At 45.5% G+C, this 12,892-nt stretch carries 14 protein-coding genes; 2 read left to right on the top strand and 12 right to left on the bottom strand.

Going from position 1 to position 12,892, the window contains the following annotated elements:
* Window positions 1-11: 11 nt before the first annotated feature.
* Window positions 12-1,088: a magnesium-protoporphyrin IX monomethyl ester (oxidative) cyclase gene (acsF, locus tag QUB12_RS14765; RefSeq protein WP_333143297.1), complete on the bottom strand. Its 1,077-nt coding sequence runs from the start codon at window positions 1,086-1,088 to the stop codon at window positions 12-14.
* 189 nt (window positions 1,089-1,277) lie between these two features.
* Between acsF and QUB12_RS14760 the strand changes: the two genes are divergently transcribed.
* A complete protein-coding gene (locus tag QUB12_RS14760; RefSeq protein ID WP_333143295.1) occupies window positions 1,278-1,679 on the top strand; it encodes a helix-turn-helix domain-containing protein in 402 nt (133 codons plus the stop codon).
* 111 nt (window positions 1,680-1,790) lie between these two features.
* Here QUB12_RS14760 and QUB12_RS14755 read toward each other — a convergent pair whose 3' ends face one another.
* The 11 genes from QUB12_RS14755 to gcvH all read right to left on the bottom strand — a co-directional run bounded on the left by QUB12_RS14755 (window position 1,791) and on the right by gcvH (window position 11,812).
* Complete coding sequence (locus tag QUB12_RS14755; RefSeq protein ID WP_333143294.1) at window positions 1,791-3,479, bottom strand: glycoside hydrolase family 44 protein; 1,689 nt, start codon at window positions 3,477-3,479, stop codon at window positions 1,791-1,793.
* A 4-nt stretch (window positions 3,480-3,483) separates the two neighbouring features.
* Window positions 3,484-3,636, bottom strand: coding sequence for a hypothetical protein (locus QUB12_RS14750; protein ID WP_333307296.1), 153 nt, complete (start codon window positions 3,634-3,636; stop codon window positions 3,484-3,486).
* A gap of 129 nt (window positions 3,637-3,765) precedes the next feature.
* Window positions 3,766-3,993, bottom strand: a complete 228-nt coding sequence (locus tag QUB12_RS14745; protein ID WP_333307294.1) for a type II toxin-antitoxin system MqsA family antitoxin — start codon at window positions 3,991-3,993, stop codon at window positions 3,766-3,768.
* A 22-nt stretch (window positions 3,994-4,015) separates the two neighbouring features.
* Window positions 4,016-4,162, bottom strand: coding sequence for a hypothetical protein (locus QUB12_RS14740; protein ID WP_333106837.1), 147 nt, complete (start codon window positions 4,160-4,162; stop codon window positions 4,016-4,018).
* A gap of 279 nt (window positions 4,163-4,441) precedes the next feature.
* Window positions 4,442-5,047: a hypothetical protein gene (locus tag QUB12_RS14735; RefSeq protein ID WP_333307292.1), complete on the bottom strand. Its 606-nt coding sequence runs from the start codon at window positions 5,045-5,047 to the stop codon at window positions 4,442-4,444.
* A gap of 99 nt (window positions 5,048-5,146) precedes the next feature.
* Window positions 5,147-5,371 carry a hypothetical protein gene (locus tag QUB12_RS14730; protein ID WP_333307291.1) on the bottom strand — a complete coding sequence of 75 codons (225 nt, stop codon included), beginning with the start codon at window positions 5,369-5,371 and terminating at the stop codon, window positions 5,147-5,149.
* A 30-nt stretch (window positions 5,372-5,401) separates the two neighbouring features.
* Window positions 5,402-5,743 (bottom strand): XisI protein, encoded by a 342-nt coding sequence (locus tag QUB12_RS14725; RefSeq protein ID WP_333307289.1) that lies wholly within the window; start codon window positions 5,741-5,743, stop codon window positions 5,402-5,404.
* A complete protein-coding gene (locus QUB12_RS14720; RefSeq protein WP_333307287.1) occupies window positions 5,731-6,147 on the bottom strand; it encodes an element excision factor XisH family protein in 417 nt (138 codons plus the stop codon). The genes QUB12_RS14725 and QUB12_RS14720 overlap by 13 nt, the downstream gene beginning before the upstream one ends.
* A gap of 44 nt (window positions 6,148-6,191) precedes the next feature.
* A complete protein-coding gene (locus tag QUB12_RS14715; protein ID WP_333307285.1) occupies window positions 6,192-7,529 on the bottom strand; it encodes a serine/threonine-protein kinase in 1,338 nt (445 codons plus the stop codon).
* A 357-nt stretch (window positions 7,530-7,886) separates the two neighbouring features.
* A complete protein-coding gene (gene gcvP / locus QUB12_RS14710; protein WP_333307284.1) occupies window positions 7,887-10,853 on the bottom strand; it encodes an aminomethyl-transferring glycine dehydrogenase in 2,967 nt (988 codons plus the stop codon).
* 569 nt (window positions 10,854-11,422) lie between these two features.
* Window positions 11,423-11,812 (bottom strand): glycine cleavage system protein GcvH, encoded by a 390-nt coding sequence (gene gcvH, locus QUB12_RS14705; RefSeq protein WP_333307282.1) that lies wholly within the window; start codon window positions 11,810-11,812, stop codon window positions 11,423-11,425.
* 59 nt (window positions 11,813-11,871) lie between these two features.
* On the opposite strand from gcvH, the gene QUB12_RS14700 reads away from it, so the two are divergent.
* Window positions 11,872-12,714: an alpha/beta hydrolase gene (locus tag QUB12_RS14700; protein WP_333146203.1), complete on the top strand. Its 843-nt coding sequence runs from the start codon at window positions 11,872-11,874 to the stop codon at window positions 12,712-12,714.
* Window positions 12,715-12,892 lie beyond the last annotated feature (178 nt).

Genomic DNA, 12,892 nt, shown 5'->3' with positions numbered 1-12,892 from the left:
GGCAATATCTCCTAATTAATAGCGGTTCTGGACGATTCAGCATTAATCGAAGGCAGTAAATAAAGGCGCAACAACTGCCACGCGATCGCAGCAATCCAGGGTAATTTTTGGCAAAATTGGATGGCGGCAGGGCGCTGGTTAGTTGAGATTTCTGCTAGCTTCTGATTGGCGATCGCACATCGATCCAAACGGGGAAAGAATTCTGGATGGTGGGTATCTAAAATACTGGGAAACGCCCGTTTTGCTGTTTCATTGGTGTGATGAATCACCTGCTTGTTATATTCATCGGGGTCGATGCCGATGGAGTCATAAAATGTGGAGCGTTCCAACACCGTCATTGTATGGGTGGCAAACACCGTCAGTAGGAAAAAGCGCGCCCAGAGTCTTGCCTTCCAGTTATTCCAAAGCTTAGGCTGCGATCGCAACAAAGCCTTAAAGAAATCCCCATGCCGATTTTCGTCTTGGCACCAATTCTCGAAGTAGCGAAACAGGGGATAAATTTGATGTTCTGGATGTTGTTCGAGATGGCGATACACCAAAATATAGCGCCAGTAGCCAATTTTTTCCGACAGATAAACAGTATAAATTACCCATTCTGGAGGGAAGAATGTGTAGGTACGATTTTTTGTTAAATAGCCCAGATCGAGAGACAACCCAAAATCTGCCATCGCCTTATTCAAGAAACCGGCATGACGCGCTTCATCCCGTGCCAGTAAGCTAAAGGCTTCCGATAACAACGGTTGGCGATTCTTAAGTTTGCGGGAGAGTTCTTTGAACAACAGAAAACCCGAAAATTCTGAGGTACAGGATCGCTCTAGAAAGTCAATAAATGCCTTTCGCGTTTCGCCATCAATGTTGTCCCAGCATTGCTCAAACTCTTGATTTCGGACAAAATGGTGGCGGTTATAGTCCGCGCGCAATTCTGCTACAACTGCTTCTAATTCCGCTTGTTGCCCGGACAGATCCATTTCGGCAACGGCATCAAAATTGGTGGTGTAAAAGCGGGGTGTTAACAGGGTTTCTTGAACAGGTGCTTTAATGCTGGATGGGAGACCAGCAGACTCCGATTTACTAATTGAACTGACCATAGGAGTGGAGAGTGGATTGTTCGGAATTGATGACTGTGCACCACATTGCCTTAATCCGCGATCGCCCACAAGTCAGTTACCAGTGGTATCCTATAGTTACTTTAGGTAAAGCATTGAAGCCAATAGGACGCTTGAGCCATTTCTAAAGAAATATGGAAATTATCGTGAAGGCAACTGTGCAGGGAGTTTATGGTGGAAGCGAGTCAGTGCGTAGAGGTTAAATGTCCGATTCAATTTGTGCTAGACTTGTTGGACAATAAATGGTCAATTTTGGTTCTACGCGAACTGTTTGGAGGCGCGAGGCGTCCCCACGAATTACTCACGGCACTCCCTGGCATCAGCACCAAAACCCTCACCCAACGCCTACGAGAGTTGGAATCTCAAGGGTTAGTCGATCGCCGTGTTTATGCCGAGATTCCGCCCCGCGTAGAATATTCCCTCACGCCCAAGGGTCGCCAAATTCAACCGGTGATGGTAGCCCTGCATCAAGTAGGATCGCAGTGGCTGGGACAGGAGAGTTGCATTTGTCCACTAACACACTCGGATGCTAAGGACGATCGCAGGAACGCTTCAGGTCTAATTTCAGATTAAAAATGTCAGAATTATTCCTCTCTCTCTTCTCTTCCTCAGTGTCCTCTGCGCCCTCTGCGGTTTAATCATTCCGGTTCTGGCGGGCGAATTCCGTGGCTTAAGTTAAGTCCGCTAAGAATTAGCCTTGGGAATAGCCACCAAAGTCATAGAATTAGCGGGATAAGTTGCCTGGAATCCAGTATCACTGACATTTAAATCGCTCTGACGGACGATCGCCTGCAAATTGGCCTCGCTGTAAGTGTAAAATTCAGCTTTACCCGCCGATTTAAATCCTTTCAAACTCAAGTTGCTAGTCAAATTTTTGTTGGTTTTATTAATAATTACCAGCGTCAGAGTACCATCACTGCTGCGATCGGCTCCGTAAATTGACAAAAGTCCTTGATCTGTGCTACCCGATCGCACCCAAGTATCGCCATACTTACCGCCTTTTCCGTCATAATTCATGTACATTCGGAAAGCATAGGCCCCCGGTTCCGAAGACTTAGGAGGCCCCCACAGCGTCGCTAAATCCACTTGTTCCCGCCCAAAAATCCCCAGTACGTCGGCTTGGGCTAAGGCGCCGTTAATCGACTCTAAACCGCCCCAATTGTATTCAGTAATCGCGACTTTTGTACCTGGATAATCTTGATTTACCCACTCTCGAAACCGGGGGATAATTGTTAGGGGTGGATTGTATTTACCAATCCAACTTTCATCAGTATAGGTAGCATCCCATAGAGAACGAGTCGATCGCAGTCGCAGCGCTTGGGTGTTGGCATCGCCGGCGGGACAATTGGCCAAACAGGTATCGTCCGCCGAAGGATAGTAGTGTTCGTCGAAATAGTCGAGAATCCGAACACCTTTTTGCTTTTCATAAGCGCGCATTTGTTGCAAGTACCACCGCGCAAACCAGACACCGCCGTGCTTTTCGCGATCGCCCTTAACCCCCGAATCCACATAGACAGGCCAGCCAAAATCCGACGGGCCGAGTACCTTAGCAGTTGGATCTGTAGCTTTTACCATTGAGGCATATTGGTAAGTGCGATCGCGCAATTCCTCGTAACTCGTCGCTTCTGGATGAACATCGCGGTGAGTGTTTCCCCAACCGCTTGGTTCATTGTCCATTTGATAAATTTGCACGCCGCCCTTAGCAGCAGTACCGTGGGTTTTAATTAAGTGTTGAACCCAAGCTTTTTGAAATGCTGGGTCGCTAATAATACTGACATCAAGGCGATTATTATCAGTTATCAAAGTGCCGTCGGGACGCTTACCGTTGCCGCATTTATCACCTTCTGGAAAAATGTAGGGATTTGTTTTTTCTTGTGGCCCGTATTTGGATACTCTAAACCCGCAGTTCCAAGTGCTAAATTTATTTACATAGCCAATCATCGGAATTGTAACGATGCTTTTGCTGCCGTTTTGGCGGTTGATTTTGACAATTTTATCTATAGAATCACCGGGAACAGGATTTTTCTTGTCGCCGCCACCCACGAAAAAGAAGTCATCGCCGCTGTTGGAAGAATCGACTAACCAGTTGTAGCGGCTGGTGTGATTGGCCCCCCAGCGTTCTACTGGAATTCGTAACTCTTTGGCGATTGTGGGATCTAGGGCATAATCATTCATACCATAGATGTCAGGACTGATGGAATGTCGATCGGCTGTCACATCAACAGATAAGGTGGGATTGACTGTTTGGGCTATGCCGTTTTTGAAGTAAACTGTTGTGGAGGCAATTGCCAAAGCGGCGATTAAAGCTAACAAAAATAGGACAAGCCAACGAGGTTTATTTTCGGGAAACTGCCACAAAAATCGTGCATTCATTAATTTATGGTAGAGTATTTAATAGGGCTTGTTTATAATCTACTGCACTTTTGTAATAAATTTCAGGATTGTCGATTAAAGCGCGATCGATAACTGCGGCTAGCGGTTGAGGAATCGAGGAAGTGCGATCGCGAATAGGAACCCCATCCCCCATCATTATTCAAAATCCCACAAAACGGGTCTACTCCCACAAAATTGCGCGGGGAAAATCCCGCCCTCGTCACATACAAAAGTGAGAGTGACTTTTGAACTCATTTCAATATATGATTGTGAAGGTGATAATTGGCTAAGCAAAACTAGCTACTTCTACAGAACGTTCTACCGCTACACTTTTACGCTTGCGTTTAATTCTGTCGATTTCATGGAGTGTTTCGGCTGTTAGGTAACTGCTACCACAGTGAGGACAGCTTATGAGGGGAATGTTTTCTATAACTAGCAAATCTTTGCCTTTACCATAGGTTCTGGGAATTCGGCGAACTCGCACACCTTCTGTTCCGCAAATATCGCATACCATTTACTAAGTCTCCTTGCTTAAATTAGTCTTCATGCAATAATTCATTGATGAATTCTTCCCGTTCATCCTCTGTCATTGCATCCCAGTCTTTTCCCCTTTGTGCAGCAGCCTGTCGCGCTTTTTCTGGGCCATCATGGGTTAAGTTTGCCCAAGATTCCCAAGGCTGCATCAGCAATATTTTCAATAATTGATGTTTTTTGCGATCGGGTAATTCTTGAGCTAATTCAATTACTCAATCATCGGTTAATGTGAATGTTAATGTTGGCATCGATTCACCTCTCAGTAAAAATATGCTTTTTCAATATATCATAACACAAACAGCTATAGTCCAGGACGCAGGGGGGTTCAGAAACCGGGTTTTTTACGGCAATATTTGGTTCCAGCCGAAAGATTCAATAAAAACCCGGTTTCTTTGGTCGGAGTGCGTAAGTCTGGTTCTCATTATCAATCAAGCAATTCCTTTCAGCAAACTTGATAAAATCCCTAAAATTTTTCCTACATCTTTAATGTAATACTCAGCAACATCAACATCTAAAGCATTACCTTCTAACTTAAGAAATCTCCACACAGTGCCCGATGTCATCACACCATAAATTATGGGAATTTGATTGCCTTCTTGTTGATTAAACAATTGCGCTGCATACATCTGGGCTGCACACTGTCCCAAACCGCCGATTAAGTCTTCTTTCTTAGCTTCAACAATCGCAATGACTGGTGCCATAATTACAATTTGAGACTCAGACAGGCTGATTAAAAAATCACAAGCACCATTCAGCCCTTTTTCTATGTCAACGTTAAATTCTTTACCGGAAAACAAGCTAATTTTATCGTCTAGCATTCTCCTCAATTCTAGTAAGATTGGGGTGATAATCATTTCAGAACGAGCTTTTTCTGTGTTGATTTCGCTGGCTATTCGGAGGTTGTAATTGAGGGTGAAATCTAGATATTCGCTGTATCCGACTTCGGGGATATTGACAAATAAGTTGTTTTTGTCTGTGAGAGTGAAGCCGAATTGTTTGATTAAGTCACTGAGGGAAAAGTTACTGTAAGCCATCTATCGATTTTGGATCTTAGATTTTGGATTTTAGATTAATTCAATTATAGTTGGTAAAATTTCTATTTCCTCTACTTCTGTTATAATTATGAAGTTATGCTAGGCAAATACGGCGGCTACAGCTTGCGGCAATGCGATGGGTACAAAATATGCAACTGGATACAAATAATCTTCGCCAGATTCATCAATAACTCGGATCAATTGATGTTCCTCAGCGCGATTATCCGGGATTATTTGATAGATTTTTCGTACTTCCAATGACGCTGGATGGTCTTGATTGTTGATGCAAACTACAAATTGTGCTTCTAAGTTATGGGGATTCATGTCTCCTCCTATAAAATATATTTGATAGCGCTAGGAAGCTACTGCAAAATCCGTGTACTGCCGCATTCCTGGCTCGTGAAATGCTAATACAATATCTTCCTTTGGAACCCCTGCACGCACTAAATCTGTTGCAATTCCATCTTCTGTCCAGTCTTCCTCAATCCAGAATTTGCCATCCCGAATCCTAACGTAGACAGTCATCCCGGTAATGCGTTCTCCCTTTTGCCAGCCCAGATTCATCCACATATAATGACCGTTTTGTGCATCGGTAATTAAGAAGGTTTCGATGTCTGGTTGAGGACGGCGGCACAATTCTATATACTCGGTTAAAATCCGCTCGATTAATTTGGGATACTCGGTTAGTTTATCCATTGTACTATTTCCTCTACTTCTGTATTGACGACTATTAGGGGAAGTTGATGTCTGTTTACAATTAATTGAATCGCATCTTGAGTGAAGAAGGTTCTATATGCTATGGTACTAATAGCCACGTAAAGTTTGCGATCGGGCGCTGTTTCTTCTAAAAGGTAACGATAAATGTCATACTGACCGAGAGCTTCTTTTAAATCTTGGATTTTTGAGGCACCGATAAAGCTTTTCACTTCAACTACAAGTTTCTGTCCCGACCGTTCAGCAGCAATAGGTTGTTGGGCACCGAGATCGGCGTACAGCGTTGTTGTACGATACTGAATTACATAGGGATCGTCAGTAATTATCCAGCCGTCTTTGATTAGTGCGTTTTTGACAGCGTAGTGAATTATGTCTAGCTTGGGCATAGCCTTTATTATAAATCTTTTTGAAATCCTGTAACGCTTAGATGTTAGAGTCTACAAGTCTCGACAAGAGAGAAGAGCGCCACTAGAATTAGCTCCCCACACCAATCAAAACTGCCCGCCCAACTCAACCAACCCCAGCCGGGAGGTGTCGGGAGGTTTCCTTCTGGTGCTTTGGTGTTATATTGCCAGTTTTCCGTCCATTCACTATTCACGCGCCAACCTACCCGATCGCCAAACGCTTCCCATATTTTATGATCGTATTCCCTGGTTCCACCCAGACTTTGATAGATACGCTTCTGCACCGAAAAGCCGAAGCGCCCATTACTGTATTTCACCCAAAGTTGGTCAATGGTACGCAAGTCCTCGCAGGGAAAATTAATACTTCCTACATCCAGCGATCTTTGTTCGTCCCTACCTGTACTCGCCACCTTCAGCATCACTCTCGTCGTTTCCCGATCCGCCTCTTGCCACTTTCCTACTGCTAATAAATTTCGCAAGTTTATATAATCCATCCCCACGGCTGAAATTAACTCTACCTCATCCTCAGCTTTTTTAGGCATCACTAAATTCAACCATTCCTGCACCGACTGTGGGCGATTTTGCGGTTCCAATTCCATCCCTTTCACAATCGCGGCATTCACTCTGTCGCTAATCTCTGAATTGAATTGCTTTGGCGGAGTTAAAGCAATATTTTGCTTTCTGACTTGCGACGAAAACGGCAACTCACCCGTCAACATTACATAAAGCGTTGCTGCTAGGGAATAAACATCTGTATAAGCGCCTAGTTCGGCACGTTTTTCTAATAATTCAATGGGTGCGTAACACTCAGTCCCGGAATTGCTATTAGTTCTCAATTTTCCCGGTGCTGTCATCTGTCGTGCTAAGCCAAAATCAATCAAAACGGCTTTCAAACCCTGCTTTCTGAGCATAGTATTTTGGGGTTTAACATCCAGGTGAGTAAATCCTTGCTTGTGAACAAAACTCAGGGCCCTTCCCAATTGCTTAATAATTGCCAAAGCTTTTTCTTCCGACAAAATGCCGTTATCTTCGAGATGGCTAGCTAAGTCAATTCCATCGATTAATTCCATCACCATGCACCACAATTCTATATTTCCTACCATTTCGGGAAACACTTCGTAAACTTGGACGACGTGGGGATGACTGCATCGGGCTAAAGATAATGCTTCGTTGAGAAATTTGGTTTGTAATTCCTGAAAGTTTGGTTTACTTTGAACGTTGGCGTTTAGGGTTTTGATGGCGACGGCTTTACCTTCTTTGAGGTTTTGGGCGCGGTAGGTGACACCGAATCCGCCGCAGCCCAGGATTTCTTCGATGATGTATTTGCCGTTTTGGAGTTGTTGTCCGGGGGGCCAGTGCCTCATGGTGGGTGGTGAGGATGTGGGGATGATGGTTTTGATTGTAGCTGAGATGGGGGAATTTTTGTTGAGGCTTTGGATGATCTCGTTTACGGTTGTTTCGGAATGATTTAACCGCAGAGGCCACAGAGGGCACAGAGGAAGAGAAGAGAGAGGTGAGGTTGAGAAACCGGGTTTTTTTACCTAGATATTCGGCATCTATCAAACCCGGAGATCCCCCCTAGCCAAGAGGGCGGGCACGGGGCACCGCCCCTACAAGGGGGGACTGGAAGCGTTCTCAAAGTCAACCCCTACTCCCCTTCTTAAGGGGGATTTAGGGGGATCTAGACTCAGATATAAACGAGATTTACATGGATTACAATGTTAATTGTAAGCCTCCATTGGCAAACAAGAACAGACAAAATTACGATCGCCAAACGCATTATCTATCCGGCCCACCGCCGGCCAAAACTTATGTTCGCGAGTCCAAGATGTCGGATAAGCCGCTTGCGCGCGAGTATAAGGACGATTCCACTCATCAACCATCAGAGATTCTGCGGTGTGTGGCGCATTTTTTAACACATTATTTTGCGCGTCAACATTACCTTTTTCAATCTCCGCAATTTCGCCTCGAATCGCAATCATGGCATCGCAAAAACGGTCTAATTCCTGCTTCGATTCGCTTTCCGTCGGTTCCACCATTACCGTACCAGCAACCGGCCAAGAAACCGTCGGCGCGTGATAGCCGTAATCCATCAGGCGTTTGGCGATATCTTCGACTTCAATAGCCGCAGATTTTTTGAGAAGTCGCAAATCTAGAATACACTCATGCGCCACCAAACCAGCTTTCCCTTTGTACAAAACCGGATAATAAGATTCTAACCGTTTTGCCATGTAATTAGCATTAAGAATTGCTACTTTTGTCGCCTCAGTTAAACCGAATCCTCCCATCATCCGAATGTACATCCAAGAAATAGTCAAAATGCTAGCACTTCCCCAAGGCGCTGCGGAAACAGCACCAACTGATTTTTGTTGACTGTTGACTGTTGACTGTTGACTGTTGACTGTTGACTGTTGACTGTTAAGAATAGAAGTAGTGGGCAAAAATTCTACTAAATGAGACATTACCCCAATCGGTCCCATTCCCGGCCCGCCGCCGCCGTGGGGAATACAGAAAGTTTTGTGCAAATTTAAGTGACAAACATCAGCACCAAAATCACCGGGGCGGCACAAACCAACTTGAGCATTCATATTTGCGCCGTCCATATAAACTTGTCCGCCACAGTTGTGGACAATCTCGCAAATTTCTTTAATTTCTTCCTCAAAAACGCCGTGGGTTGATGGATATGTCACCATCAAAGCCGCCAGTTCATTTTTGTGCTTCTCGGCTTTTTTATGTAAATCCGCAACATCAATATTGCCCTGAGAATCGCACTCGACAGCCACTACTTTCATCCCCGCCATCACCGCGCTAGCCGGATTTGTACCGTGGGCTGACTGGGGAATCAAACAGATATTTCGGTGAGATTCGCCTCGGTGTTCGTGGTATTGGCGAATAACTAACAAACCCGCGTATTCGCCTTGGGAACCGGCGTTTGGCTGCAAAGAAATTCCCGCGAAACCGGTGATTTCTGCCAGCCACTGTTCTAGTTGCACGAACATCATTTGATAGCCGCGACTTTGATCGCGGGGTGCAAAGGGATGTATCTTGCCAAATTCCGCCCAAGTCACCGGCATCATCTCTGCTGTTGCATTCAATTTCATTGTGCAAGAACCCAACGGAATCATCGATGTATTTAGCGATAAATCCTTGGCTTCTAAACGGTGCAAATAGCGCAAAAGTTCAGTTTCTGAATGGTAGCTGTTGAAAACTGGATGACCGAGATAGCTGCTGGTGCGATCGCAAAAATCTGGTAAGGTCAAATAGGAATTCAATGCGTCTGCATCCAGCGGAATGTTGAGAGCATTCTGCCCGTCACCCCTGATATAATCTTTATCCTGTGCAAAAATTTCCCACAACTCTTGCACATCTTCAACCGTGACAGTTTCATCTAAAGTGATTCCCACTGTCGAATCATCGAAAACTCGGAGATTAATTTTGCGAACTTTAGCAGCTTCTAGAAGTTCTGACAGCGGTTTGTCTCCCAATTCTACCCGCAAAGTATCGAAGAAAGGTTGAGAACCAATTTTGTATCCGAAACTTCTTAAACCGGATGCCAAAAGTGCTGTTAAAGTCCGTACTTTCTCAGCAATGTCTTTCAGTCCAGAAGGGCCGTGATAAACAGCATACATACTCGCCATCACTGCCAGCAAAACTTGAGCCGTACAAATATTGCTGGTTGCTTTTTCGCGGCGGATGTGTTGTTCGCGAGTTTGCAAGGCTAAACGTAAAGCAGATTTGCCGTTGGCATCTTTAGAAACGCCGACAATTCTCCCCGGAACTTGCCGTTTAAACTCTTCTCGCGTGGCGAAATAGGCTGCGTGGGGCCCTCCGAATCCCATCGGCACTCCGAAGCGCTGAGTGCTTCCTACGGCTATATCCGCGCCGAATTCGCCGGGGGGTGTGAGCAAGCAAAGGCTCAATATGTCGGCGGCTACTGTGACTAATGCGCCGACTTCGTGTGCCGATCGAATAAAATCGGTATAGTCGTAAATTGCGCCGTCTGTGGCGGGGTATTGCAGGAGAGCGCCGAAGATTATACGATCGAACTCAAAGCTTTGATGGTCGCCGACAATTACCTCAATTCCCAACGGCTTAGCGCGAGTTTGCACCACTTCAATAGTTTGAGGGTGGCAATCTTGGGAAACAAAAAACGCTTTTGCCTTATTTTTGCTGGCGCCGTAACTCACCGCCATCGCTTCCGCCGCCGCAGTCCCTTCATCCAGCAAGGAAGCGTTGGCAATTTCCAAACCCGTAAGGTCAATTATCATGGTTTGGAAGTTCAGCAAAGCTTCCAATCGCCCTTGAGCAATTTCGGCTTGGTAGGGAGTGTAAGCTGTATACCAGCCGGGGTTTTCTAGGATATTCCGCTGGATGACCGGGGGAGTTATGCAGTCGTGATATCCTGTGCCGATGTACGATCGAAATACCTGATTTTTTGCAGCAATTTCTTTCAATTCTGCCAAAGCGCTGTACTCGCTTCGCGCTTCGGGAAGTTGTAAGGGTTGAGAAATACGAATCGCCGCAGGAACCGTTTTGTCAATCAACACATCGAGGCTGGAAATGCCCAAAACATTGAGCATTTGCTGGATTTCGCTGGGTGTCGGGCCAATGTGCCGGCCCGCAAAACCATTGATGGAGGAAAGGTTTTGCTGCTGGTTGGGTTCAAGTTGAGGGCTGTAGAGTACCAAGGCGGATTCTCCTGAATAGACTTTTGCTTCTTTGTTTGTAACATTTTGCTAAGAAAACCAGGAAGATTTTCTGCGTCTATCAAAGTCCGAGAGTCCGATAGTCCGACAGTCCGACAGTCCGACAGGGGTTGAAACCCCTGTCTCATAGCTAAAGTCGTCTGAAGACGACTAAGGAAGATTTTTTGCGTGTATCAAAGTCCGACAGTCCGATAGTCCGACAGTCCGATAGTCCGACAGTCCGACAGTCCGACAGTCCGACAGTCCGACAGGGGTTGAAACCCCTGTCTCATAGCTAAAGTCGTCTGAAGACGACTAAGGAAGATTTTTTGCGTGTATCAAAGTCCGACAGTCCGACAGGGGTTGAAACCCCTGTCTCATAGCTAAAGTCGTCTGAAGACGACTGTAGATTAAGCTGCACTTATCGCAACTCCCCCCGCAACAGCTTGGTATTTCAGTCGTCTTTAGACGACTTGTGCTATTAGCCAGGGGTTTCAACCCCTGGCGGATTGTGGAATTATCAACGAGCCCTATGCCCTATGCCCTATGCCCCATGCCCCATGCCCTATGCCCTATTCCCCTTCGACCATTTTGCGATACTCCGGGGCCGAGAAAGCCTCGTCTGCTTCGCTGGGATTGTCAACGCGCACTTTCAGCAGCCATCCAGCGCCATAGGGGTCGTCGGCCAAATTTTCGGGAGCCTCTATAATGTCATCATTGCGTTCTACGACTGTACCCGTAACTGGTGCTTTCAAGTCTTCAACTGCTTTCACTGACTCGACTGTACCGAAAGCTTCGCCCTTTTCCAACCCTGCACCGACTTCGGGCAAATCTAGAAACACGATATCGCCGAGTTGGTCAACTGCAAAGGCACTGATGCCGATGGTGGCAATTTCGCCTTCTAATCGGATGTATTCGTGGGTGTCTAGGTATTTCAGGTCATCGGGGTATGTTAGTGCCATGTCTTTTCTCGCAATAAAAAAGTATTAGTTAAATCTTATTCAACTATGAGCCTTTAGTAATGACTAAATGGAACAGAAAAAATATTAAACGCTTGCTTTTTGGAGAATTTTCTGTCAAACGACTGATGCGCTCTATAATTTTTATTTACGCATTTCTATGTTTTTACGGTTTCTTTGTTTCAGAACGGCTAATTTTTCAACCTCCCCCATCTAGTCAAAGTGATAGCAGGGAAGTTATCAAAGTTAGCTCAGCTAATGGCGTGAAAATTTCTGCTGTTCATTTTCCTAACCCGCAAGCTAAATATACCATACTTTACAGTCACGGGAATGCGGAAGACTTGGCCGGGATTTTGTGGGTACTCAGAGAGATTCGAGATAGTGGGTTTGCTGTGTTTGCCTATGATTATCAAGGTTACGGCAGGAGTCAGGGAAATCCTTCTGAATATAATACTTATCGTGATATTGATGCTGCTTACAATTATTTAACCCAACAGTTGGGAGTACCTGCAAAGCAAGTTATTCTTTACGGGCGTTCTGTGGGCGGTGGGCCGACTATTGATTTGGCTTCGCGGCAAAAAGTCGGCGGTTTGGTGGTTGAAAGTTCCTTTGTTTCGGCTTTTCGGGTGTTGACGCGGATTCCGCTTTTACCCTTTGATAAGTTTGTGAATATTGATAAGATTGGCAAAGTTCGATCGCCTGTTTTGGTGATTCATGGTAAGGCTGATGAGGTGGTGCATTTTTGGCATGGAGAGCAGTTGTTTGCAGCGGCGAAGCAGCCGAAATTGAATTTTTGGGTTGATGGGGCCGGTCATAATGATTTGATGGATGTGGCGGACGATCGCTATGCTGCAACTTTGCTAAAATTTGCTAAGCTAGTAGATGAATCTTCTCGACCAAGATGAGCAACGGGCTAGAAGCCCGTTCCACAAGAACACCTACACTTACACTTTCTTGTGGGGAGTAGGGGTTGGGCTTCTAGCCCGCCCCTGCATTAATGCTCAACTACTTAGGATCGCGAATTAAATAACTTACAATTTTAATTGTTATTGTGGGATGGGCGTCCCGCCCGTCCTTTTTGGA

The organism is Microcoleus sp. B7-D4 (genome assembly GCF_036705125.1).
GTDB lineage: Bacteria > Cyanobacteriota > Cyanobacteriia > Cyanobacteriales > Microcoleaceae > Microcoleus.
This window is presented reverse-complemented; position numbering and strand designations above follow the sequence as displayed.